Here is a 23,241-nt window from a genome sequence, read left to right on the forward strand (position 1 = left end):
CCCTTGGCGCCCTCCGGCGCCTCTCCGCAGCCCCCCCGCCCCCGGGGGCGGGGGGGCTGCGGAGAGGCGCCGGAGGGCGCCAAGGGGAGAGGCCCGGTGGACCTCGGAGAAGAACTCGCCGTGACTCGCAGGATCCGGCGCGACCTCCACCTCGAGGCCTCCGACGCCGCCAGCTGCACGGTTTGTTCACGGTAACAGGGCGTCTGCGCAAACTCAACGGCCCCCGTGAGCGGGGGTGGCATCACTTCACGGCGCCTGCGGTCCGCGCGGTCGCTCTCGTCACGGAGGAAGGATCCGCGGCGCCCCGTGGAACGGCGCAGGCGACGTGGGCCGGATCGGACGTTCGTCGTGAGTCGTGATCAGCACCGCCGTCCCGAGCCGCCGTCCTCTTTCTTCCACCGCCGCTCGCGCCTCCGCCGCCGCTGTCAAGAGGGGAGAGACGGTCCGCGCCCCTCGCCTAGGGTGCCGGGATGCACCGCACCCGGACGTCCCGCGCCGCCCTCGCCTGGCGGGAGGCGGTCACCGGCTCGCGCCTCATGCTCGCTCTCAAGACGGCGCTGGCGGTCGGCATCGCCTGGGCCGTCGCGCCGCTCGCTCCCGGAGTCGCGGAGCAGTACCCGTACTACGCGCCGCTCGGCGCCCTCGTCAGCATGTACCCGACCCTGATGGGCTCGGTCCGCACCGGACTGCAGACCCTGCTCGGCCTGGCGGCGGGGATCGGGCTCGCCGCCCTCGTGGTCGTCACCGTCGGACCGACCTGGTGGACGATCCCGCTCGTCGTCGGGATCGGCGTGGTCCTCTCGGGGACGGGGTGGTTCGGCGCGGGCCGCGAGTACGTGCCGATGGCGGCCCTCTTCGTGCTCATCATCGGCGGGGCCGACGCCGAGGACTACTCCCTCGGCTACCTCGTGCAGATGGCGGTGGGCGTGGTGGTGGGGCTGCTGGTGAACGTGGTCGTCGCCCCCGGGCTCACCGTCGAGGCGGCCTCCGCCCGGGTCGACGCGTTCCAGCGCGAGCTCGCGGAGCACCTGCGCCAGCTGGCCGCCGCGCTCGAGGAGACGTGGCCGCCCGAGCACGAGGCGTGGGCGCGCAACGGCGAGGAGCTGGCCCGGACGGCGGAGGAGGTCCGCGCGGCCCTCGCGGACGCGGACGAGAGCCGCAAGGGCAACCCGCGCGCGCTGCTGCACCGGCGCGACTCCCGACCCGACCACCTCCGCCTCGAGACGCTCGACGCGATCCTCTTCCACGTCCGCGATCTGAGCGGCGCCCTCGCGGACACCATCTGGGAGCGGCCGGGCGCGCTCCCGTTCGATCCGGCCCTCGGCCCGCCGCTGAGCGAGGCCTGCCGGGCGGTCGCCGACGCGATCGACCGCGACGACGTCGGCTCCCCCGCCGCGCACCGGGCGATCGGAGGCGCGGCCCGCGCGATCCGGCACCTCGTGCAGGTCGTCGACGAGCGGACCGCCGCGACCTCCCGGACCCTCGGGCCCGGCGTCCTCGCGGCGATGCACCTCCGCCGCGTCCTGGTGCGCCTGCAGCACGACGGCGCGGAGCCGCAGGAGGAGTGAGGTCTGGCGCCTCCCGCCCCATACTGATATGGTGATGGGACATCAGGAGGACGGGGACGACGTGGAGCGGACGGTGACGACGACGAGCCTCCGTGGTCGCACGCCGGAGCGGACGACCACGGAGGCTCACCTGGCCTTCGGGCAGGCGCTACTCGCAGACGAAGAAGGCGACCTCCACGTAGCCCATCGTCTGCGAACGGGTGTCGACGTCGGAGTTCTCGACGGTCACGCCGGACGCGGCGAAGCTGCTGCCTCCTGCGCCCGTCGACGCGTTGGCCGCGTAGGAGCCGCCACCCCGCACCCACAGGGAGGTGCCGCCGCCGGCACCGCCGAAGTAGCCGCCGCCGCCACCACCGGACGCATAGGTCACCTGGCGGCTCGCGTTCGTCCTGGCTGCGCCGGCACCGCCGTCGCGCCCGGAGCCCGGGCTGCCGAGAACCGTCTCGGACACGTTCACCGTCGTCACACCGGGCTGCCCCGGCCCGGTCTGGCTTCCGCCCGTGCTCGGGGCCTGCTCGGTGGAACCGGTGCTGCTGTCCGCGCGCGAGACGGCGCTGTCGTAGCCGGAGCCGCCGACGGGACCGCCGGACCCCGCGTTCGGCCCGACGCGGGCGGACCGGGTGAAGTCGTTCGAGGTGAAGCCGGCTGCGCTACCGCCGCCGCCGCCCGCGATGACGAGCAGGGAGCCCGCGGCGGTGATCCCGCTGGCCCCGCCCCCTCCTCCGGAGCCGATGTAGCCCGGAGTGCCCGGAGCCCCGCCGTTGCCGAGCCCCCGGCCGCCGGCCTGGTTGCTGCCGCCCGAGCCCGCGGTGATGACGATCTCGGACGCTCCGCCGAGCGCGTCGACGGGGATGGTGCCCGTCACCCGCGCACCGGCGCTGGTGACGTCCGACCCGGTGCGGACGCCGCCGCCGTCTCCGCCGACCGCCGTGAAGCGGACCCACTGGGTTCCCGCGGGCACGGGGATCGTCCGAGCCGCGAGCGCGGTGGTCGAGGTGGCGTCGATGCGCTGTGCGTCCTGCAGGGCGCACTGGGGGGCGGTCGAGGCCGACGCCATCGGAGCGGCGATCGAGGCGGCCACAACAGGAATCGCCCATGCGGCGCCCTTCACCACGGTTCGGCGCTGGGTCAGACGATCGGGGGCGCCGGTCGGCGTGCTGGTGTCTTCGTTCTGCATCGGAGTCCTTCTGTCATCGTGCACCCCTGGGTATCGGGGGCAGAGTCGGGTGAGAGGCGCGGGAGGATGCCCGTGCCGCTCCGACAGAGTCGCCTGCTCCGCGACGGGGCACGCCGCTCGAGGCCGCTCTGGCGCGAACCTGCCCTGAGGCGGCGCGCCGCGCCTCCCGCGCCTCATCCTCAGCAGCTTCCCCGCACCGCCGACCAGTCGTGCACGACGTCGCAGATGCCCCGTCGGACTCGCCGATACGGACCCTCCGAGCGGGCGGCCCGACTCGCGAGCACCCTGGACCGAGCGGCCCGGAGAGCCCGCGACGGCCGAGCGCAGAACCCGACGTCAGTCCGGCGCCGGCCCGCGACGGCCGAACGGGCAGCCCGGCGTCAGCCCGGCGTCACGCCCGGACGGCCGAACGGCCAGCCCGGCATCAGCCCGGCATCAGCCCAGCGCCAGCCCGGCGTCAGCCCGCGTCGGCGAGCAGCGCCTCGCGGTCGAGCCGCTTCGCGTAGCAGCGGGCGCTCGGCTCGTCGCCCCAGTAGCCGTAGCCCGCGATCGGGTCGTAGCCGGCGCTCGCATAGAGCGCCATCGCCTCCGGCTGCTCCGTGCCGGTGACCAGTCGGAGCAGCTCCACGCCCTCGCGGGCCGCCAGCCGCTCGACGCCGGCGAGCAGCACGCGGCTGAGCCCGCGGCCCCGCGCGGCGCTCACCACGAACATCCGCTTGATCTCGCCGATGCCGTCCTCGACCGCGAGCGCCACGCAGCCGACGAGCCCGCCGTCGACCTCGAGCAGCAGGGTCGGAGCGTCGGCGGGCGGACGCGGACCGGTGTCGTCGCCGCCGTAGCGGGCGAGGAGGTCGGCCTCCTGCAGGGCGAAGAGGTCCGTGGCTGCCGGGTCTCCGGCCGTGGTCTCGATCAGGCGGTGCACGGCACGATGCTACGGCGCGGCGGCGAGCCCCGCGGCGATCCCGGTCAGCTGCTCGAGCACGGCCCGCACGGCCGAGCGCTCCAGCGTCTCGGGCCGGGCGAGGCAGTCGATGTGGCGGCCGAGCCCCGGGATCCCGAGCGGCCGCAGCACCACCTCCGGCGTGCGCCGCAGGTCGGTCGTGTACCGCGGCAGCAGCGCCACGCCGTCGCCCGCCGACACGACCGCCGCCGCGACCAGGAAGTCGTTGATCCGGTGCGGGATGCGCGCGTCGCCGCCCGCGAGGACCGCGATGGCGTCGATCGCCCGTTCCAGGGGGAAGCCCTCGTGCACCGCGACCCACTCCTCGTCGCGGAGGTCGGCGGGACGGACGACGTCCTTCGCGGCGAGCGGATGGTCGCGCCGCAGCGCGAGGTCGAGCGGCTCGAAGAGGAGGGGCGTGGAGCGCACGGTCCCGGGCCACTCGGCGCTGCCGGCGAGCCGGTGCGCGACGACCAGGTCGTGATCCGCGGTCAGCCCGGCGAAGGCGCTCTGCGCCACGTCGAAGTCGGCGAGCGCGACGCCCGGCCGACCCGGTGCGCGCAGCGCCTCCAGCAGTGGGCCGAACATCGCCAGCCCCGCGCTGTGGAACGCGGCGACCGAGACCGTGCCGCTCGGCTCCCCCTCGAAGTCCGCGACCGCCCGGGCCGCGCGCTCGAGCGCCACCTCCACCTCGACCACGGCCGCCGCGAGAGCGCGGCCGGCGGGGGTCAGCGCAGTCCGGCGCCCGACGCGGAAGGTCAGCGCCGTCGGAGTGCGGCGCTGCAGCGCGCTGATCTGCTGCGAGACGGAGGAGGGGGACACCCGCATCGCGGCGGCGACGGCGGCGATGCTCCCGCGCTCGCCGAGCTCCCGCAGAGCCCTGAGCTGTCCGAGTTCCATGAGTTCCAACTTACGCGTCGGCGAAGAAGATGCAGTCTTGTCCTTCGGGTCTCCGTGCCGCCACGATGAGCCGTGCGTGCTCTCCTCTCCCGCTTCCGGGTCGACCTCCTCCTGCTCGTGGTCGCCGCCTCCTGGGGCTCGACCTACTTCGCGGCGAAGGAGCTCGTCACCGACTCGAGCGTGATGGCGCTGCTCGGCTCGCGGATGACCCTCGCCGCCCTGTGCCTGGCCGTGATCGTCGCGGCGCGGCGGCACCGGATCACCGCGGCGGAGTGGCGGGTCGGCGTGACCATCGGGGCGCTGCTCGCGACGATCTTCGCGCTCGAGACCTACGGCATCGCCGGCACCTCCGCCACCAACGCGGGCCTCATCATCAGCCTGACGATCGTGATCACGCCGATCCTCGACTCCGCCGTCTCGAAGCGCCGGCTCCCGGGCCGCTTCCTGCTCGCATGCCTCGTGGCGGTCGTCGGAGTCGCGCTGCTCGCGGGCAACGGCGCCCTCCGCCCGCTCTCCCCCGGCGACCTGCTGATCCTCGGCGCCGCCGTCGTGCGGGCCGTGCACGTCACGTCGATGCACCGCCTCTCGGCGCGGGCGCCGATGGACTCCCTCCGCCTGACCACGGTGCAGCTCGGCACCTGCGCCGTCGTCTTCAGCGCCGCGTCGCTCGTCGTCGGCGTGCCGATCCCCGAGTACGTCGCGGGGCTCGACCCCGTGGGCGCCGGCCTGTTCCTCTACCTCGTCCTGGTCTGCACCGTCTTCGGCTTCCTCGTGCAGACGTGGGCGGTCCGCCGCACCTCGCCCTCCCGCGTCAGCCTGCTGCTGGGCACCGAGCCGGTGTGGGCCGCGGTCGTCGGAGTCGCGCTCGCCCGCGACCCGATCGCGCCGGTCGGCTTCCTCGGCATCGCGCTGATCCTCGCGGGCACGGCCTGGGGGCGCTCCCTCGAGCAGCGGACGGCACCCGACGTGCCGACCGCGGCGGCCGCTCCGGAGGCGCTGCTCGCCCCCGAGCCGGAGGACGAGCAACGGCGTCCCGTCGAGCGGTAGCCGGGTCAAGGGACTCGCGTGCGGCGTCCCGATGTGGGGGAATCGGGTCGGGAGGCGTCCGCCGCGGGCGCCGCCGGAGGAGGATCCATGTCGCTCAGCGTGCTGTTCATCGGCGGGACGGGCATCATCAGCGCCGCCTGCGTCCGCGAGGCGCTGCAGCTCGGCCACGACGTGACCGTGCTGAACCGGGGGCGGACGTCGCTCCGCCCGCTGCCCGAGGGCGTCCGCGAGGTGCAGGCCGACGGCCGCGACCGCGACTCCGTCACCGCCGCCCTCGGCGACAAGACCTTCGACGCCGTGATCGACTTCGTCGCCTTCACGCCCGAGCACGTGCAGCAGGACATCGACCTGTTCGCCGGCCGCACGGGCCAGTACGTCTTCATCAGCTCGGCCTCGGCCTACCAGAAGCCGCCGCGCAGCCTCCCGGTCACCGAGTCGACTCCGCTCCGGAACCCCTACTGGCAGTACTCCCGCGACAAGATCGCGTGCGAGGACCTGCTCGTGGCCGAGTACCGCGCGAGCGGCTTCCCGGTCACGATCGTCCGCCCCTCGCACACCTACGACCGCACCGCGCTGCCCGTCGACGGAGGCTGGACCGTCGTCGACCGGATGCGCCGCGGCCAGGAGGTGGTCGTCCTCGGCGACGGCACCTCGCTCTGGACGCTCACGCACGCCGACGACGTCGCTGTCGGCCTGGTCGGCCTTCTCGGCGCCTCCGCCGCGATCGGCGAGGCGTTCCACATCACCGGGGACGAGACGCCGACCTGGGACGAGATCCACCGCTGCCTCGCCGCGGCGGCCGGAGTCGAGCCGCGCCTCGTGCACGTCGCCTCCGACGCGATCGCCGCGGCCGACCCCGAGCTCGGTGCCGGGATCATCGGCGACAAGGCGCACTCGATGGTGTTCGACAACGCGAAGATCCGCCGCCTCGTCCCGGCGTACTCCCCCTCGGTGCGCTTCAGCGACGGCGCCCGCGAGATCGTGGAGTGGTACGACGCCGACGAGTCGCGCCGCGTGGTCGACGAGCGGATGAACGGCCTGTTCGACGCGCTGATCGAGCGGTACCGGCCGCGCCCGTTGTGAGGGGCGGGGGGAGGGGGTGCGCGAGTCCGCCGGCTCCGCCCCTCCCGGCTGCCGCACCCCGCTCGGCTCCTCCACCTGCGCCGGCGCCCCCGCTCAGCCGATCGGCTCGAGCCGCACCAGGAACCCGCCCGGCACTCCCGGCAGCAGCTCCTGGTACTCGGACGGCACGCGGTAGGAGCCCTCGCCGACCGCGGTCACGGTGAAGGCGACGTCCGTGCGCGTGCCTGCGAGGAAGACGGTGTAGACGTCGGTGCCGTCCTCGGCGGTGCGCTTCCCGGCCGCCGCGCCGACCCAGCGGTGCCCGCCCGGATCGGCCGTCGCCGTCTCCCCGAGGGTCGCGTCGATCGCGGCCGGGTCGACGCCCACAGTGCGGATCCCGTCCTGGCACTCGCGCCAGACGCCCGTGAATCCCGGGTCGGGGTCGGAGTAGCAGAACATCATCGACCCGTCGGGCGCGACGTGCAGGTCGCCGTAGCCGCCGACCACCGGCCCGGAGACGGGGGCGGCCGTGGGCCCGGTCGTCGGCTCGGGGTCGGCCGGCGCGGTGCACCCGGCGAGCGCGAGGACGAGCACCGCCACCGCTCCCGCTCGCCACCTCATGTGCGAAACCTACTGGAGCCGCGCCCCCGCCCGTCCGTGTGCCGAGCCGGGAGTCCACCGGGAGGCGGCCCGCCCTCAGACCAGCCGGCGGCCGCTGAAGCGGTCGACGGGGGCGTCGTGCCGCATCGCCCGCTCGTACATCCGCCGGAACGGCTCGGTGAGCACGCCGTTCGTCCGGTCCAGCGAGTCCTGCCAGGCCACGATCTCCCCCAGCTGCGCGGCGAGATCCGCACGGAGGGCCGCCTCGTCGACGGTGGTCGAGACGCCCTTCGAGACGACGACCCGGCCCGCGACGATCACGGTGTCGATCGACGAGCCGTTCTCGGAGTAGACGAGCTGGTTCTCGAGCCGCTGGCGCGGGGTGAAGTTCAGCGTCTCGAGGTCGTAGACGACGAGGTCGGCCTGCTTGCCGACCTCGATGCTGCCGGTGACGTCGTCGAGCACGGCGCTGCGCGCGCCTCCGATCGTGCCGGCCGTGAGCACCTCGGACACGGTCGGCCAGGTGGCGATGTCCGGATCCGTGACCTTGTGCAGGAGCGCCGCGGCCTTCACGACGTCGAGCATGCGCGGAGAGTCGCTGCTCGAGCAGCCGTCGGTGCCGAGGCCGAGGTTCACGCCCGCGTCGTGCAGCGCGCGCCACGGGGCGATGCCCGAGCCGAGCTTGAGGTTCGAGATCGGGTTGTGCGAGACGGACGTGCCGGCGGCGGCGATCCGCTCCATGTCGGAGTCGGTGAGCCAGATCCCGTGGGCGAAGGTCGTGTTCGGCGAGAGCGCGCCGATCCGCTCCATGTACTCGACCAGGGTCGAGCCGTAGGACAGCTCCCCGGTCACCAGCTGCGTCTTCGTCTCGAGGACGTGGATGTGGCACTCCGCCCCGTGCTCGAGCGCCAGCTCGGTCGCCCCCGCGAGCAGCTCGGGCCCGCAGCGCTGAGGAGCGGACGGGGCGACCATGTAGCGCAGCCGCCCGCCTCCCCTCCCGTGCTGGGTCGCGAACGCCTCGCGGCTGAAGGCGAGGTAGCCCTCCGTCGTCGGGCGCGACGCCGACCGCGCCTGGTCGAGGATCTCCGCGGGCACGTACTCCTCGAGGAACGGCATCGTCTCGTGGAAGGGCCTGCTGATCACGTGGCCCGAGATGTTGGCGCGGACTCCGATCTCGTCGTACGCGTCGAAGACCGCGGCGAGCTGCTCCGCGTCCTGGTCCGGGTTCTCGAGCACGTCGTCGACCAGGGTCGTGACCCCGGCCTTCAGCGATTCGAGGGCGAAGAGCGACGAGCGCAGCCGCACCAGATCCGGAGCGACGCGGCTGTTCCCGAGGATCGGGTACGACAGCAGCATCCACAGCTCGAGCGGCAGGTTGTCGTAGCGGCCCTTGTAGAGGTACTCCCACGAGTGGGTGTGGGCGTTGACGAAGCCGGGGACGACCAGGCGGTCGCGCCCGTCGATCACCTCGTCGCCCGGCTCGGGGGCGAGGCCCGGGCCGATCGCGACGATCAGCTCGTCGACGATGCGGATGCTCGCCGTGATCGGGACGGCGCCCGAGACCGGGTCCATGGTGATCACGGCGGCGTCGGAGAGGAAGAGGGGCATGGCGGTTCCGTTCGTGGTGCGGGGTGGGACGGGGCGGGCCGGCTCGCGAGGGGGCCGGCCCGCGGAGGGGCTCGGGCTCAGCCGCGGACGGGCTCGGGCTCCGCGGCGACCGGCGCGGCCGACTCCCGGCGCTCGACCCAGGCGGGAGCGTCCCGACCGAGCAGGAGGTAGGCGATGCCGGCCGAGACTCCGCCCGCGAGCCACGAGACGTCGACGCCGCCGAGGGCGGTCGCGGCCGGACCCTGCAGGGCGGGCACCGAGCCGTTCATGAACAGCCAGGTCAGAGTCGCGCCGATCGCGAAGGAGAGCAGCGCCCGCCAGCGGACGTCCGGCAGCAGCGGCGAGCCGACCGGGGCGAACAGGTGCCCGAAGGAGCGGACGCGCGGCTCGAACACGGTGTAGTGCACCAGCACGATCGCACCCCAGGGGGCGACCCAGCCGACGAGGCCGACCAGCCACGCGTCGAGCGTGGTGGCGAGGTCGTCCTGGAAGACGAAGAACACCGCGGCCGCGAAGGCCAGCACGCCGACGATGAGGCTGAGCGCGCGGCGCCCGAGCCGGATGTCGAGGGCCTGGGTCGCCATGCCGAACGAGTAGATGTTCAGGACGTTGGTCGCGATCGGGCCGTGCACCACCAGGAGCAGCACGGGGATCGCGAGGGCGCCGAAGTTCTCGACGATCAGCTCCCCGGGATCCACGGAGCCGTTCTTCGTCGCGAGGGTCGCGCCGAGGACGCCGAGCCAGACCACCGGGATGAACTGGCCGAGGACGCTGGCCAGGTAGAGCCCCCGCTTCGAGGAGCGGGGCCCGACGAAGCGGGAGTAGTCGCCGGCGTAGGCGAGCCAGGTGAGGCCCCAGCCGATGCCGATGGCGGTCATCACGATGGACATGGCCGCGATGCGGTCGCCTCCAGTGAGCGCGCCCTCCGCGGGGCCGGCGTAGGACCAGTCGATGTCGAGGAAGAACCAGGCGACGACCGACATGATCGCCAGCACCAGGAGGGTCGGCGGGACGGTCCAGCGCTCGAAGGCGGCGATCGCGCGGTAGCCGAGGAAGGAGATCGCGACCTGCACCGCCATGATCACCGCCGCCACCGCGATCTTCCAGCCGATGTTCGCCTGCTCCGGGTCGACGACGCCGACGGAGCCGAGGAGCGCGATGACCAGGTCGAGGACGATCCAGGTGTTGATGGCGCACCAGCCGATCACGACCACGGCCTGGATCGCGGCCGGGACGTAGTTGCCGCGCCGGCCGAAGATCGCCCGGCCCACGAGCATCCCGGTCGCCCCCGTCCGCTGGCCGAGGAGGACGAAGAAGCCGAACACCGCCATCCCGACCACGTTGCCGAGCACGAGGACGGTGACGGTGTCCGCCAGGCCGAGGCCCATGTTCACGCCGAGGGCGCCGAGCACCCAGTTGATGGGGGCGATGTTGGCGCCGGCCCAGATCCAGAACTGCCCGTCGAGCCGGGCGGTGCGCCGGGAGTCGGGCAGGGGACTCAGCGCGTCCTCGGCGTCGGCGGTGCCGTGCAGGGTGTCGGTGCTCATGGCGGATCCTCTCGGGGAGGGGGATGAAGGGGAGGGCGGGGCGCCCGGTGAGGCTCCACTCTCGTGCGGACCCGTTTCGGGCGGCGCGTCCGCGTGTAAATTCGCCGTGACGCGAGAGGACGTTCTGTATGGCTTACCTGCTGTCGGACGCGATGCGGGATCCGCGCCTCGCCGCCATGCTCCCGGTGGTGGCCGCCGGGCACGCGGCCGCCGAGCGCGCCGTGATCCGCTGGGCCCACACGAGCGAGCAGCTCGACATCGCGCCCCTCCTCCTCGGAGGCGAGCTGCTCCTGATGGAGGGCGCGCTCCTCTCGACCGACCAGGACCCGGCGGAGTGCCGCGAGTACGTGCGGTCTCTGGTGGATGCGGGAGTCGGCGCCCTCGCTCTCGAGCTCTCGCCGCGCCTGCCCGCGGTGCCGCCGCCGATCGTCGCGGCGGCCGACGAGCTCGGCCTCCCCGTGCTCGCCCTGCCCCGGCGCGTCCCCTTCGTGCAGGCCTGCGAGAGCATCAACACCCACCTCACCGAGCAGAAGTTCCGGAGCATCCGACTGGCGGACAGAGTGTCCGGTCTGCTGGCCGACGCGGCCTCCGGGGACGCCGGTGTCGACGAGCTCCTGCAGGTCGTCGCCTCCGCGACGGGCGCCTCCGCCTCGCTCGTCTCGCTCACGGGCGACGAGATCGCCCGCGCCTCGCCCGGGCCGGGCGTCGACACGGAGCCGACGGCCGGGACGTTCTCGAACGTGCTGCACGCGGGCGACTCCCTTTTGGGCACCCTGCATCTGCGGGCCCACGCCGACGCCGACCTCCACGCCGTCGCCGTCGCGCTCGACCGGGCGCCGGACGTCCTCGCGATCGCCGTGCTCCGGCACCGCCCGCCGTCGGTCACCGAGCGGCTGACCGCCCAGCTCTTCGCGATCGCATCCGTCGAGCGCGCGGACCCGGCGGCCGACCTCCAGATCGACGCCTTCCTCGGCCGCCTCGGCGCCGGATCCCGGGAGCGCTACCTCGGCGTCCGGGCCGACACCGGTCACGACGACCGGCGGCTCCGCGCTCTGCTCCGCCTCCTGACGGGCGCGGGAGCGGATCCCGGCCCGGTGCTCTGCGTGGTCGGCTCCGAGCTGCTGGCGCTGCTGCCGTTCGCCACCGCCGCCGCGATGGAGGAGGGCCGGACGGAGCTCCTGCGCCTCGGCGCCGCCCTCGACTCGGACGCTCTGCTCTGCGTCGGAAGCGGGCTCGGCGGGCAGGAGCGGGTGCCGCGGGAGCTGGCGGAGGTGCGCGGCGCGCGCGAGTGGGCGCCCGCAGGCGGAGTCGTCGACTCGCGCCAGTACCGCCTGGAGCGGTTCGCGAGCTCTCTGCAGGACGATCCGGAGGCGGACGACCTCGTCGAGGAGGTGCTCGGGCCCCTGCGCGCCCAGCGCGGCGAGCTGCTCGCCACCCTCGAGGCCTTCGCGTCGCTGTGGGGGAGCAAGACGGCGACGGCGGCCGCGCTCGGCATCGGCCGGCAGACCCTCTACGACCGCCTCGCGCGGATCGAGGAGCTGATCGGCCCGCTCGACTCGTCGCCGGCCCGCGCCCGGGTCGTCATGACCGCCGTCTTCCTGCACCGGGCGCGCGCGGCGCTCCCGGCGGGCTCGCCTCCGGTCGGGCGGACGTTCCCGCCTCCCGCCGAACGCTGACGCGGCCGGACGGGATCGAACGGCTCAGGCGGGCAGCAGCTCCGCGACGAGTGACTGCACGCGGGCCCTGATGTCGTCGCGGATCGAGCGGACCTCCTCGAGCGGTCGGCCCTTCGGGTCGGCGAGGTCCCAGTCCTCGTAGCGCTTGCCCGGGAAGACGGGGCAGACGTCGCCGCAGCCCATCGTGATCACGACGTCGGAGGCCTGGACCTGCTCGGTGGTCATCAGCTGCGGGACGGCCTGCGAGATGTCGATGCCCTCCTCCGCCATCGCCTCGATCGCGATCGGGTTGATGCTGTCGCCGGGCTCGGAGCCGCCGGAGCGGACCTCGACGGCGCCGCCGGAGAGGGCGCGGAGGTAGCCGGCGGCCATCTGCGAGCGGCCGGCGTTGTGGATGCAGACGAAGAGGACGGTGGGGGCGGCCATCGGGGCTCCTGGTGTCGAGGGGCGGTGCTCGGAGGAGCACGGGGCGAGGGTAGCGCGCCCGGGCGAACGGCTCGCGCGCCTGCGGAGCCGGAGGAGACTCCGACGGCCGGGTCGGGAATATACCCCCCGGGGGTATGTTGCACTCCCCTGGACCGAACCGGAGGAGACACCATGACCGACCACGCCCACCACCACCCGACCACCTGGCGCGCCGCCGCCCTCGCGACCCTGCACTGCCTGACCGGCTGCGCGATCGGCGAGGTCCTCGGCATGGTGATCGGCTCCGCCCTGGGGCTGCCCGCCCTGGCGACGGTCGCCCTCTCGATCGTCCTCGCCTTCGTGTTCGGCTACGCGCTCACGCTGCGGGGCGTGCTCCGCTCCGGAGTGACGTGGCGCGCCGCCGTCGGCATCGCGCTGGCGGCCGACACCGTCTCGATCGCCGTGATGGAGGTCGTCGACAACACGGTGGTGCTCGCGATCCCCGGAGCGATGGACGCGGGCCTCTCGTCCGGCCTCTTCTGGGGCTCGCTCGCCGGCGCCCTGGCCCTGGCCTTCGTCGTCACGACCCCGGTGAACCGCCTGCTCATCTCCCGCGGCCGCGGCCACGCGGTCGTCCACGGCCTGCACGGCTGAGCCGCGCGGGTCTCGACAGGGCGCCTGCGGCGGCTGCTCGACCAGCAGGAGGCGCGTGCCGATCGAGCAGCACGCTCCTGCTGATCGAGCAGCGGGCGCCGCGAGATCCCGCCGGGAGTCAGCCCTGCAGGCGGCGGTAGTGGCGGTTGCGGACCGAGAGGATCGCGCCTCCGATCACCGCCGCGAGGAACGAGCCGGCCAGGACGCCGACCTTCACATGGTCGTCGGACTCGCTGCCCGCGCCGAACGACAGCTCGCCGACCAGCAGCGACACCGTGAATCCGATGCCGGCCACGAACGCCATGCCGATCACGTCCACCCAGCGCAGCGACGGATCCAGGCCGATGCCGCGGAACCGGGTCAGGAGGAAGGTGCTCCCGGCGATGCCGAGTGGCTTGCCGAGCACGAGGCCCGCGATGATGCCCACGGCGATCGAGTCCTGGAACGAGTCGACCAGGCCCGCGACTCCGCCGACCGTCACTCCGGCCGAGAAGAACGCGAAGACCGGCACCGCGACCGCGGTCGAGAGGACGCTCCAGCGGTCGGCGAAGTGCGCGGCGAGGCCGTCGTAGACCGGGCGCCCCTCCGCATCCGACCCCACCCGCACCCGGGCGCGCTTCGTCGCGACGACCGGCACGGTGAAGCCGAGCAGCACGCCCGCGACCGTGGCGTGGATGCCCGAGGCGTGCACGAGCGCCCACGTCGCCACTCCGAGCGGGATCAGCACCCACCAGGCGCGCACGCCGCGCTGCACGCAGACCGCGAAGACCGCCAGCGGCACCAGCGCGAGCAGGAGCATCAGCACGTCGATGCCGGCGGTGTAGAAGACGGCGATGATCGTGATCGCGATGAGGTCGTCCACCACGGCGAGCGTGAGGAGGAACGTCCGCAGCGCCGGCGGGAGGAAGCGGCCGACCACGGCGATCACCGCGACGGCGAAGGCGATGTCGGTGGCGGCGGGGATCGCCCAGCCGTCCAGCGCGGCTCCTCCGCGGGGCAGGTTCACCGCGGTGAAGATCAGGGCGGGGACGGCCACGCCGCCGACGGCCGCGACGATCGGCACGAGCGCCGTCTTGGGGTCGCGGAGCTTGCCGGCGACGAACTCCTCCTTGAGCTCGAGCCCGACGACGAAGAAGAAGATCGCGAGCAGGCCGTCGGCCGCCCACGACCCGACGCTCAGCTCGAGGTGCAGGGCCTCGGGGCCGAAGCGGAAGTCGCGGACCGCGGTGTAGAGCGCGGACGCGGGGCTGTTCGCGACGATCAGGGCGAGGAGGGTCGCGGTGAGCAGGAACGCTCCGCCGACCGTGTCCTTCTGGAGGGTCTGGCGGAGTCCCCGCCAGATCGAGTGGGGGGCCTGATCGGCGGGCAGGGGCTGGTGCGGCATGAGGGGTTCCGTCCGGAGGGGTGGGTGAGCGCGGGGACGCGGCCGCGGACTCCGGAGGAGGGGCGGTCGCGGGTCAGCCGCGCGGCGGCGGGCAGCCGGCGATCTCGCCGTGCGCGTTCGTCCCCCACGAGCTGAGCCATCCGTTCGTGCCCGAGGCGCGCTTGGTCAGCAGCTGCCGGGTCGGGTACGCCGCGGCGGCGCGCGCGCGGGCGCGGCTCAGCGGAGGGAGGGTCAGGGGCACCTGTCAAGGGTACCGGTGGCGCCCGTGAGGGGGCAGGGTGCGGACGAGCGCGCGGAGATGGGGAGCCGCTCTCCGCATGCTGAGAGAGCCGCGCATGCCGACGCCCGCGCCGATCCCGCCGCCGTCCGGCACCGCGGGCGCCCGGAGCTCGCCTTCGCGGCCGGCGCGGAGGCGCCCGTCGCAGCTCCCTGCTCCTCGGGCGGGAGCAGCCGCGACCCCTGCACGCTCCACTCGGCACCGGTACCCCTACCCGCGGATCCGCCGCAGGCGCATCGTGGAGCCATGAAGCAGATCCAGTACGCCGGCGCGACCTTCCAGGTGGGGGACGCGGTCGCCGACGCACTCGTCTCCTACGCCTCCGGGCTCGCCGCCCACGGCCGCACCGACAGTGTCGAGCTCCCCGTGCTCGGCGGCGACGGCCACGCGACGGTCGTGACGCTGCTGCTCAACTCCGCGACGAGCCTCTTCGTCTCCGGCGCCGCAGGCCTCCTGCCCGGGCTCGACGAGAAGGCCGTCGCCGCCGACCTCCGCCAGCGGACGCAGTGGCTGGACGCGGTCCCGGCGGTCACCGCCGTGGAGCCGAGCGCTCCGGAGGACCTGATCTGGCTCGAGTTCCCGGAGGTCGCGGCCCTGATGGATCCCGAGACCGGCGCCCGCTCCCCCGCGACGCTCCACCTCGTCGAGCACTCGCCGCGGCGCGACTCCCTCGTCTTCACCGTCGTCTACGTCAGCACCCTCGACCGCGACCTGGGCTCGGGGGAGATCCGCCGGCTGCTCGAGACGAGCCGCCGCAACAACGTCGAGCACGGAGTCTCGGGGATGCTCGTCTTCCGCGGCCGCCGCGTGATGCAGCTGCTCGAGGGCGAGGAGTCGGACGTGCGCTCGCTCTACGCGCGGATCCTCGCCGACCCGCGGCACGAGGGAGTGGTCACCGTCTGGACCAGCGTGCACGAGCAGCGGCGCTTCCCGGACTGGTCGATGGGCTTCGACGAGCTCGACCTGCCCGTCGAGAGGCCCGCCTCCTGGCCCGAGCCGGACCTTCCCGAGCAGTCGATCGACGCGGTGGCGGACGACTACCTCCGCCGCCGGTCGGAGGCGCTGCGGAGCGCGCTGGTGAGCAGCGACCCCCTCGTCGCGAGCCTCGCCGTCATCCTGCACGGGCACCGCCCCGAGCGCGTCCTCGAGGGCGGCGCCGGAGTGCGGCTGCGCTGCGCCGAGTGCCGCGCCTTCGACGCCCACGACGGGTACGACTCCTACCCCTGCGCGACCGCGAGGACCGCGATCCAGGCGCTCGAGGCGGCCTGACGCGAGCCGGGCGGCCGTGCGGGATCACCGTCCCGGGCGCTCCGGGCGCACCCCCTTCCGCGGGTCTGCGCAAGCCCGTCCGCTCGCCCCGGCGCGCCCCTAGGGTGAGGCCATGACCGATCCCGGCGCGGCCCGCCACGACGTCCTCATCATCGGCGGCGGCAACGCCGGACTCTCGACCGCGGGACGGCTGCGGCGCTCCGGAGTGGACGACGTCGCGGTGATCGAGCCCCGGTCGACCCACGTCTACCAGCCGATGCTCTCCCACGTCGCGGGCGGCACCGCACCCGCCTCCGCGGCGACCCGGCCCCAGGGCTCGGTGACGCCGAAGGGGGTCGTCTGGATCCAGGACCGCGTCGAGACGCTCGACCCGGTCGCGCACACGGTCACCCTCCTCTCCGGCCGCACCGTCGGCTACGGGCAGCTCGTCGTCTGCCCCGGGATCCAGAAGGACTGGGCCGCGGTCCCCGGGCTCCAGGAGGCGATGGACTCGCCGTTCGGAGTGTCGAACTACGAGTACGAGTACGCCCGCAAGGCGTCGCAGGTGCTCCGCGAGGTCCGCTCCGGCACCGTCGTCTTCACGCAGCCCGGCGGCCCCGGCACCTGCTCCGGCGCCTCGCAGAAGCCGATGTACCTCGCCTGCGACTACTGGCGCGCGACCGGCGTCCTCGACCGCATCCGCGTCGTGCTCGTCGTGCCGACCCCCACTCTGTTCGGGATGCCGCTGATCGACTCCGAGCTCGAGCGGAAGGTGGCGGAGTACGGGATCGAGGTCCGCTACGGCCGCGAGCTGGTCGAGGTCGACGCGGCCGAGCGGCGGGTCGTCCTCGCCGTCGACGAGCGCGCGACCGCCCTCCCCGGCCCCGACCGCGCGCGGCGCTCGACCGACGGCCCGCGCGAGACGCTGTCGTACGACGTGCTGCACGCCGTGCCCCCGCAGTCGGCCCCCGACTGGCTGGCCGGCACCGGACTGGCCGCCGAGGGCGACGAGGGCGGCTTCGTCGAGGTCGACCCGCTGACCCTGCGGCACCCGCGGTTCCCCGACGTGTGGGCGCTCGGCGACGCGGCGGCCACGGTCAACTCGAAGTCCGGAGGAGCACTGCGCCAGCAGACCACCACGCTCGCGAAGAACCTCGTCGCCGCGCAGAAGGGGCGCCCGCTCCCCCGCGTCTACAACGGCTACTCCGTCTGCCCCTTCGTGGTCTCGCGGTCGAGCGTGGTGTTCGCCGAGTTCGACGACCGCTACCGCCCGAAGCCGACCGTCCCCTTCTGGACGGGCCTGGCGAAGGAGCGGCGCCTCACCTACCTCGCCGACCGCCGCGTCCTGCCGTGGGTGTACTGGAATCTGATCCTGCAGGGACGGGCCTGAGCGTCCTCTTCCGGACATGTCCGGAAGAGGCGCTTGCCGCTGCCGGAGGCGCTCCCGAGACTGAGGGGTCGGCACCACCGTCCGACGTGCCCCCTCGTCTCCTGGAGGACCCGATGCGGCCCAGCCCGACTCCCGACCGCTCCGGCACCGCGCGATGACGACCGCGCAGGACTGGGGGCCCTCGACCGACGCGGACTCCGCCGGCGGTCCGCCCGCCTCGCGGAGGCAGCGCGTGCGCGCCTGGATGCGCGGCGGCTCCTTCGGGCCGACCGGCCTCACCCGGCGCGGCTGCCTCCTGGTGCTGGCGTCGGTGCTCGTGGTGGCGGTGCCGGTCGTCGCGCTGACGCTCGCGCACGTCGACCCGCACGCGTCGCTGAAGGTCTGGATCCTGGCGATCACGCTGATCGCGCTGGTCGGAGCGCTGCTCCGGGTCGTCGCCGACGCCGGTCCGGACCCGCAGGCCGACCTCGACCGCGCGGGCAAGGCGGTCGGAGCAGTGGCCGCGGCCTACACGGCGCTGGCCGTGATCATCGACTGGGGGATGCTGCACCTCTGAGGCGCGGTCAGCGGGCCTCGTCGCGCGGGTCGTCCGTGCCGTCGGGAGCGCTGCCGATCACGTCCGGTGTGCCGCCGGTGCCGCCCTGCGCGCTCCCGGTCCCGCCCTGCGCCGCTCGCTCGTCCTCGCGCCGGCTGAGCCAGCCCGGGCCCTCGCGCCGCAGCCGCTCCGCCTCCGGACTCGGGACGGGCGGCGCCGCCGGCCGCCGCAGGAGCCGCACCTGCCGGACCGCGCCGAGCACCACTCCGGCGCCGAACAGCGGCAGGCCGAGCAGGAGCACCAGCCACAGCGGCGCGTGCCGGCGTCCGCCGCCGACGACCGCGCCGAGATCCCAGCCCGCGTCCGCCGCCAGCCAGAGCATCCCCGCCACGAAGACGGCGCTCACCAGCGAGAGCGCCCAGGGCTGCGCGAGGAGGAGCGCCTGCGCGCGCTCCGTGCGGAAACCCTTCGCCATGCGCCGATCCTAGGCGGGCGTCAGCCGGCGAGGATCCGGTCGACCAGCCCCTGCGCGTCGCCCTCCGCGGGAACGATCTGCACGGTGTCGCCCTCGATCGGCTGCATGACGGAGAGCGCAGACTCGACCCGGTCGCCCACGCGGAGGAGGAGCCGGGCGTCGGCCCCCTCGTCGATGGCCGCCTGCGAGCCGCGGCGCAGGAGGGCGGCGCCCGCCTCGTCGAACCGGACGTCGACGACCCCCGTGCTCGGATCGGCCTCGACCGCGGCGACGCCCGCGCGGGTGAAGTCCTCGGGATCGACGAGGACGTCCTGCCCGCCGACCGGGACGCACTGCGGATCGGAGCCGGGCTCGCAGAGCGCCGAGACGGCGACCCCGAGGCCGCCGACGGGCTCCGGAGTGGCGGACGGGGACGCCGCGGGCGACGACCCGGCGGAGCAGCCGGTCAGGGCGAGCAGGAGGAGCGCGGCGGCTCCGGGGGCGGTGCGGCGGATCACGGGATCTCCTCGGGTCGCGTCGGAGCGCGCCACGATACCGAGGCTCCGGCGCTGCGGCCACTCGGCGGCACGGCTCCGGCGGAGCGGCTGCGGGCGGAGCGGCCGGTCCGCGGCACGGCCTGGGCGGGCGGCGGCGGCCCGCCCTCAGAGCCGGACGACCAGCTTCACCGCCGACACACCCTCGTGCAGCCGGTCGAGGGCGGGCTGCAGCGCGGCGAGCCCCTCACCCACCACCTCGGGCGCCGGGGCGCAGACGTGACGGCCCTCGGCGAGCGCCGCCGGCAGGTGGTCGCGCCACAGCATCGGCCCCACCTCGTTCGTCATCAGCGAGCCGCCGCAGACGAAGCGGGCGCGGATGCCGCGGCGACGGGCCGCGATCTGCAGCGCCGCGGTGCCGCCGACCAGGCGCAGCATCGTCCGCACGAAGGCGGCGCTGACACCGCGCCGGCGCGGGAGCGAGCCGAACGAGACGGAGGGGCTGGCCAGGGCGACGCGTCGCGCTCCGGTGCCCGCGGCCACCGCCACCGACGGGGCACCGGAGCCCGTCCCGATCGCGAGCACCCCCGCGACCTCGTGGCCCGCGAGCGCCGCCACCAGGTCGGCGACGACGGTGGGGCTGCGGTAGTCGAGCACGATCTCGGCGCCCAGCTCGCGCATCCGATCGTGGTTGCGGGGCGACGCGGTCGTCGCCACGCGGTGCCCGGAGGCGACGGCGAGCTGGATCGCGTTGCTCCCCACGCTCGTCGTCCCGCCCCAGACCACGACCGTCCTGCCCGTCGGCCGGACCGGGACGCTCGGGTGCGGCAGGGCGAGGTGGTCCCGCTGGAACAGCGCCGTCGCCGCCGTCGAGACCGCGAGCGGCAGCACCGCCGCCTCCTCGAAGCCCAGCCGGTCGGGGATCGGCGCCGCCAGGTCCTCGCGCACGACCGTGTACTCCTGGAAGGCGCCCTCGTCGCGGTTCCGCCGCCCGCGCTCCATCCCGACCGCGTACGCGACGACCCGGTCGCCGACGGCGAAGCGCGTCACTCCAGGGCCGACCGCCTCGACCACTCCGGCCACGTCCTCCCCGAGCACCGCCGGGTACGGCACCCACCGGAACATCAGATCGCCCGTCCACTGCTTCATCTCGTCGACCGGATTCACGGCCAGGGCGCGGTTGCGCAGCAGGACCGCCCCCGGACCGGGGACGGGCATAGGAGCGGGGCGGACGACGAGGTCGGCCCGCGGGGCGGTCAGCAGGGCGGCGGCGTTCTCGGGCACGGGCGGCTCCAGTCGGAAGTGATGGCAGGACGTGTCGTCACACTACTCCTGATGACACGTCGTGTCGTCAGCTATCCTGGGCGGATGTCACGCTGGGCCCCCGATGCCGCCCTCCGCCTCGAGCAGGCGGCGATGGAGCTCTTCGCCGAGCACGGCTACGCGGGCACCACCGTCCCCGAGATCGCAGAGCGCGCCGGGCTCACCACCCGCACCTTCTTCCGCCACTTCGCCGACAAGCGCGACGTCCTCTTCCTCCGCGAGCGCGAGTTCCCCGAGATCGTCGGCCGCCTGCTCGCCGGCGCCCCCGCCGGCCTCGCGCCGATGGACCTCGTGATGCACGGCCTCGAGGCGGCCGCCTCGGGCGACCTCCAGACCTGGCGCGCTCCGATCGCCGCCCGCCGTGCCGTCGTGCGCTCCGAGCCGCAGCTGCGCGAGCGCGAGCTCCTGAAGTCGGCCGCCCTCGCCGAGAGCATGCGCGCCGCCCTCGTCGACGCCGGAGTCGCGCCGGAGGACGCGGCCCTCGCCGCCCTCGCGGCCTCCGCCCTCTTCGACCTCGCCCTGGAGCGCTGGCTCGCCGCACCCGAGGGGTCCCTCCTGGTCGACGTCCTCCGCGCCGAGCGCGCACGCCTCGGCGCGCTGCTCGCGCGCTGACCCCGCACGACGCTGTCGAGGCGTCGCGAACGGTCGTCCTCCGCGGCGGGAGGCGACCGTTCGCGACGCCTCGGACCGGCGAGCGGGGGACGATCCGCTCAGAGCGCCCAGGGGAAGGCGGGGGCGTTCGAGCGGGCGCCCTGCGCGGCCTTCGAGCGGCCGGGCTCGCCGAGCTCGGCGAGCAGCGCCTCCGACTCGCCGACGAGGACCGCGAGCGCGCCGGGCGTGAACCAGTCGGGGCGCAGGGCGAACAGGAGGTCCTCGGTCGCCGTGTTGCCGCTGGCGCCCGGCGCGAAGGGGCAGCCGCCGAGGCCGCCGAGCGCGCCGTCGACCACCGCGGCCCCGGCCTGCACGGCGGCGATCGCGTTCGCGACTCCCGAGCCCCAGGTGTCGTGCCCGTGGAACACGATCTCGCGGGGCGGGGTCTCCGCCGCCACGCGCGAGACGAGCGACGCCACCTGGCCGGCGTGCGCCTGCCCGAGCGTGTCGCAGACGACCACGTCGGCCGCTCCCGCCGCTCGCGGGTCGCGCGCGATCGCGAGCACGCGCTCCGGGTCGACCGGACCCTCGAACGGGCAGGTGAAGGAGGTGGCGATGCACAGCTGGATCCGCCCGCCGACGCTCTCGGCGAGCGCGACCGCCTCCGGCATCGCGGCCAGGCTCGCCTCGGTCGGCCTGCCGACGTTGGCGAGGTTGTGCGAGTCGGACGCCGAGAAGCAGTACTGGAAGCGGCGCGCCCCCGCGGCGGCCGCACGCTCGACGTGGCGCGGAGTCGCGACCCACACCCAGCACCGCTCCAGCTCCTCGGGAGTGAGCGCGGCGATCACGTCGAGTGTGTCGGCCATCGGAGGGACGAGGTCGCCGCGCGCGAGCGAGCCGATCTCGAGCTCGGGCACCCCTGCGGCGAGCAGCGTGCGCGCGAGGTCGACCTTGCGCTCGGTCGTCAGGAGCTTGCCGGTGAGCTGCAGGCCGTCGCGGAGGGTGACGTCTCGCAGGCGCGCGGAGGCGAGCGCGGTCACCGGCCGGCCTCCTCGGCAGCGGCGGCGGAGGGAGCGGCAGGAGCCCCGCCGGCGGAGGGAGCAGCGGGACCGGTGCGCCGGAGCATCCCCAGCACCTCCTCGGTGTCCTGGCCCAGGTCGGGCGCGAGCGAGCGGATGGGGAGGGAGCGGCCGCCGAGCACCGGCACGATCCCCGGGAAGCCCACGCCGCGCAGGGTGCCGCCGGCGTCCTCGACGTCGAAGGCCTGGATCATGTCGCGCGCCGCGTACTGCTCGCTCGCGCTGATGTCGGCGGCCGTGTAGATCGGGCCGGAGGGGACGCCCTCGTCGTCGAGGACCGCGAGCGCCTCGGCGGCGGTGCGGCCCGCCGTCCACGCGCCGATCGCCGCGTCCAGCTCGTCGCGCCGGGCCCAGCGCTGCTCGTTCGAGGCGAGCGCCGGGTCCTCGCCCAGGTCGGCGCGGCCGATCACCGCCATCAGCCGCTGGAAGATCGCGTCCGCGTTCCCCGCGATCACGATGCTCGCCCCGTCGGCGCAGGTGTAGGCGTTGGTCGGGGCGATGCCCTCCATCCGCCCGCCGACGCGCTCCCGGACGATGCCGTGCGCCTGGAAGTCGGGGATCAGCGACTCCGTCATCGAGAACATCGCCTCGTGCAGCGCGACGTCGACGACCCGCTCCGCCAGCGGTGCCGGATCCAGCCCCGCGGAGCGGCGGGTCTCGCGCTGGAACAGCGCCATCATCACTCCGTAGCCCGCGTACAGCCCGGCGATCGAGTCGCCGATCGAGACGCCGACGCGCACGGGCGGCCGGTCCGGGTCGCCGACCAGCTCGCGGAACCCGCCCATCGCCTCCGCGACCGCCGCGAACCCGGGCCGGGCCGACAGCGGGCCGGTCTGCCCGAACGCGGAGATGCGGCCGATCACGATGCCGGGTCGGGCCTCGTCGAGCACGGCCGGCCCGATCCCCCAGCGCTCGAGCGTGCCGGGCCGGAAGTTCTCGAGCACCACGTCGCACTCGGCGACCAGGCGGCGGACGGCGTCGCGCCCCTCGTCCGTGCGCAGGTCGAGCGCGATCGAGCGCTTGTTGCGGTTGATCGTGTGGAAGAGGAGCGAGGTCTCGGACCCCTCGTGCAGCCGCCAGCGGCGCAGCTCGTCCCCCGTGCCGGGCCGCTCCACCTTGATCACCTCGGCGCCGAAGTCGGCGAGCAGCCTGCCAGCCGTGGGCGCCGCGATGAAGTTGCCGAGCTCGAGGACGCGGACGCCCGCGAGCGGGAGGGGTGCGGTCATGGCACGGCCTTTCGCTCCCGTCGAGGCTAGCGCGGAGGACGGCGCCACCCCCTGCC

General features: G+C 74.6%; 23 protein-coding genes. 9 read left to right on the forward strand and 14 right to left on the reverse strand.

What is annotated here, in order from left to right; all coding sequences use genetic code 11:
• The first annotated feature begins 470 nt into the window (after positions 1-470).
• Positions 471-1,568 (forward strand): aromatic acid exporter family protein, encoded by a 1,098-nt coding sequence (locus C5C54_RS08540; RefSeq protein WP_104288144.1) that lies wholly within the window; start codon positions 471-473, stop codon positions 1,566-1,568.
• A 148-nt stretch (positions 1,569-1,716) separates the two neighbouring features.
• Here the strand turns inward: C5C54_RS08540 and C5C54_RS08545 are convergent, their stop codons facing one another.
• From C5C54_RS08545 to C5C54_RS08555, 3 genes are all read right to left on the reverse strand, one after another.
• A complete protein-coding gene (locus C5C54_RS08545) occupies positions 1,717-2,745 on the reverse strand; it encodes a hypothetical protein (RefSeq protein WP_146078812.1) in 1,029 nt (342 codons plus the stop codon).
• A 457-nt stretch (positions 2,746-3,202) separates the two neighbouring features.
• Positions 3,203-3,667: a GNAT family N-acetyltransferase gene (locus tag C5C54_RS08550; RefSeq protein ID WP_104226986.1), complete on the reverse strand. Its 465-nt coding sequence runs from the start codon at positions 3,665-3,667 to the stop codon at positions 3,203-3,205.
• A 9-nt stretch (positions 3,668-3,676) separates the two neighbouring features.
• Entirely contained in the window at positions 3,677-4,585 is a 909-nt protein-coding gene (locus tag C5C54_RS08555; protein ID WP_104288146.1) for a LysR family transcriptional regulator, read from the reverse strand.
• 72 nt (positions 4,586-4,657) lie between these two features.
• On the opposite strand from C5C54_RS08555, the gene C5C54_RS08560 reads away from it, so the two are divergent.
• Together C5C54_RS08560 and C5C54_RS08565 are read left to right on the forward strand one after the other, a co-directional pair.
• Positions 4,658-5,632 (forward strand): DMT family transporter, encoded by a 975-nt coding sequence (locus tag C5C54_RS08560; RefSeq protein WP_219812173.1) that lies wholly within the window; start codon positions 4,658-4,660, stop codon positions 5,630-5,632.
• An 87-nt stretch (positions 5,633-5,719) separates the two neighbouring features.
• The gene (locus C5C54_RS08565; RefSeq protein WP_104288147.1) at positions 5,720-6,715 is read left to right on the forward strand and encodes an SDR family oxidoreductase; all 996 of its coding nucleotides are present in this window, start codon (positions 5,720-5,722) and stop codon (positions 6,713-6,715) included.
• Positions 6,716-6,808: 93 nt separating this feature from the next.
• Here the strand turns inward: C5C54_RS08565 and C5C54_RS08570 are convergent, their stop codons facing one another.
• From C5C54_RS08570 to C5C54_RS08580, 3 genes are all read right to left on the reverse strand, one after another.
• Positions 6,809-7,315 carry a hypothetical protein gene (locus C5C54_RS08570; RefSeq protein WP_146078813.1) on the reverse strand — a complete coding sequence of 169 codons (507 nt, stop codon included), beginning with the start codon at positions 7,313-7,315 and terminating at the stop codon, positions 6,809-6,811.
• Positions 7,316-7,390: 75 nt separating this feature from the next.
• The gene (locus C5C54_RS08575) at positions 7,391-8,902 is read right to left on the reverse strand and encodes an amidohydrolase family protein (RefSeq protein ID WP_104288149.1); all 1,512 of its coding nucleotides are present in this window, start codon (positions 8,900-8,902) and stop codon (positions 7,391-7,393) included.
• 77 nt (positions 8,903-8,979) lie between these two features.
• Complete coding sequence (locus C5C54_RS08580; protein ID WP_104288150.1) at positions 8,980-10,449, reverse strand: cytosine permease; 1,470 nt, start codon at positions 10,447-10,449, stop codon at positions 8,980-8,982.
• Between the two features lie 128 nt (positions 10,450-10,577).
• On the opposite strand from C5C54_RS08580, the gene C5C54_RS08585 reads away from it, so the two are divergent.
• Positions 10,578-12,125, forward strand: a complete 1,548-nt coding sequence (locus C5C54_RS08585) for a PucR family transcriptional regulator (RefSeq protein ID WP_104288151.1) — start codon at positions 10,578-10,580, stop codon at positions 12,123-12,125.
• 24 nt (positions 12,126-12,149) lie between these two features.
• Here the strand turns inward: C5C54_RS08585 and C5C54_RS08590 are convergent, their stop codons facing one another.
• Positions 12,150-12,551 carry an arsenate reductase ArsC gene (locus C5C54_RS08590; protein WP_104288152.1) on the reverse strand — a complete coding sequence of 134 codons (402 nt, stop codon included), beginning with the start codon at positions 12,549-12,551 and terminating at the stop codon, positions 12,150-12,152.
• Positions 12,552-12,722: 171 nt separating this feature from the next.
• On the opposite strand from C5C54_RS08590, the gene C5C54_RS08595 reads away from it, so the two are divergent.
• Positions 12,723-13,184 carry a DUF4396 domain-containing protein gene (locus C5C54_RS08595; RefSeq protein ID WP_104234357.1) on the forward strand — a complete coding sequence of 154 codons (462 nt, stop codon included), beginning with the start codon at positions 12,723-12,725 and terminating at the stop codon, positions 13,182-13,184.
• 118 nt (positions 13,185-13,302) lie between these two features.
• On the opposite strand, the gene nhaA is transcribed toward C5C54_RS08595, so the two are convergent.
• Positions 13,303-14,568 (reverse strand): Na+/H+ antiporter NhaA, encoded by a 1,266-nt coding sequence (nhaA, locus tag C5C54_RS08600; RefSeq protein WP_104255612.1) that lies wholly within the window; start codon positions 14,566-14,568, stop codon positions 13,303-13,305.
• A 73-nt stretch (positions 14,569-14,641) separates the two neighbouring features.
• On the reverse strand, positions 14,642-14,809 hold the full coding sequence (locus tag C5C54_RS17920) for a hypothetical protein (protein WP_181027217.1): 168 nt from the start codon (positions 14,807-14,809) through the stop codon (positions 14,642-14,644).
• A gap of 282 nt (positions 14,810-15,091) precedes the next feature.
• Here C5C54_RS17920 and C5C54_RS08605 point away from each other — a divergent pair, with 282 nt between their 5' ends.
• The 3 genes from C5C54_RS08605 (at position 15,092) to C5C54_RS08615 (ending at position 18,039) form a co-directional block, all read left to right on the forward strand.
• Entirely contained in the window at positions 15,092-16,114 is a 1,023-nt protein-coding gene (locus tag C5C54_RS08605; protein WP_104234353.1) for a BLUF domain-containing protein, read from the forward strand.
• 112 nt (positions 16,115-16,226) lie between these two features.
• Entirely contained in the window at positions 16,227-17,483 is a 1,257-nt protein-coding gene (locus C5C54_RS08610) for an NAD(P)/FAD-dependent oxidoreductase (RefSeq protein ID WP_104269292.1), read from the forward strand.
• Between the two features lie 154 nt (positions 17,484-17,637).
• Positions 17,638-18,039 carry a hypothetical protein gene (locus C5C54_RS08615; RefSeq protein WP_104226999.1) on the forward strand — a complete coding sequence of 134 codons (402 nt, stop codon included), beginning with the start codon at positions 17,638-17,640 and terminating at the stop codon, positions 18,037-18,039.
• A 7-nt stretch (positions 18,040-18,046) separates the two neighbouring features.
• Here the strand turns inward: C5C54_RS08615 and C5C54_RS08620 are convergent, their stop codons facing one another.
• The 3 genes from C5C54_RS08620 to C5C54_RS08630 all read right to left on the reverse strand — a co-directional run bounded on the left by C5C54_RS08620 (position 18,047) and on the right by C5C54_RS08630 (position 20,250).
• Positions 18,047-18,493, reverse strand: a complete 447-nt coding sequence (locus C5C54_RS08620) for a hypothetical protein (RefSeq protein ID WP_104255608.1) — start codon at positions 18,491-18,493, stop codon at positions 18,047-18,049.
• A 20-nt stretch (positions 18,494-18,513) separates the two neighbouring features.
• The gene (locus tag C5C54_RS08625) at positions 18,514-18,990 is read right to left on the reverse strand and encodes a hypothetical protein (RefSeq protein WP_104234350.1); all 477 of its coding nucleotides are present in this window, start codon (positions 18,988-18,990) and stop codon (positions 18,514-18,516) included.
• 144 nt (positions 18,991-19,134) lie between these two features.
• Positions 19,135-20,250: a zinc-binding alcohol dehydrogenase family protein gene (locus tag C5C54_RS08630; protein ID WP_104288153.1), complete on the reverse strand. Its 1,116-nt coding sequence runs from the start codon at positions 20,248-20,250 to the stop codon at positions 19,135-19,137.
• 84 nt (positions 20,251-20,334) lie between these two features.
• Between C5C54_RS08630 and C5C54_RS08635 the strand changes: the two genes are divergently transcribed.
• On the forward strand, positions 20,335-20,901 hold the full coding sequence (locus tag C5C54_RS08635; protein WP_181127864.1) for a TetR/AcrR family transcriptional regulator: 567 nt from the start codon (positions 20,335-20,337) through the stop codon (positions 20,899-20,901).
• Between the two features lie 98 nt (positions 20,902-20,999).
• Here C5C54_RS08635 and C5C54_RS08640 read toward each other — a convergent pair whose 3' ends face one another.
• Together C5C54_RS08640 and C5C54_RS08645 are read right to left on the reverse strand one after the other, a co-directional pair.
• Positions 21,000-21,920: a hydroxymethylglutaryl-CoA lyase gene (locus tag C5C54_RS08640; protein WP_104288155.1), complete on the reverse strand. Its 921-nt coding sequence runs from the start codon at positions 21,918-21,920 to the stop codon at positions 21,000-21,002.
• Positions 21,917-23,185, reverse strand: a complete 1,269-nt coding sequence (locus C5C54_RS08645) for a CaiB/BaiF CoA-transferase family protein (RefSeq protein WP_104288156.1) — start codon at positions 23,183-23,185, stop codon at positions 21,917-21,919. Before C5C54_RS08645 ends, C5C54_RS08640 begins: the two co-directional genes overlap by 4 nt.
• Between the last annotated feature and the right edge of the window lie 56 nt (positions 23,186-23,241).

The organism is Rathayibacter sp. AY1F2 (genome assembly GCF_002930885.1).
Classification (GTDB): domain Bacteria; phylum Actinomycetota; class Actinomycetes; order Actinomycetales; family Microbacteriaceae; genus Rathayibacter.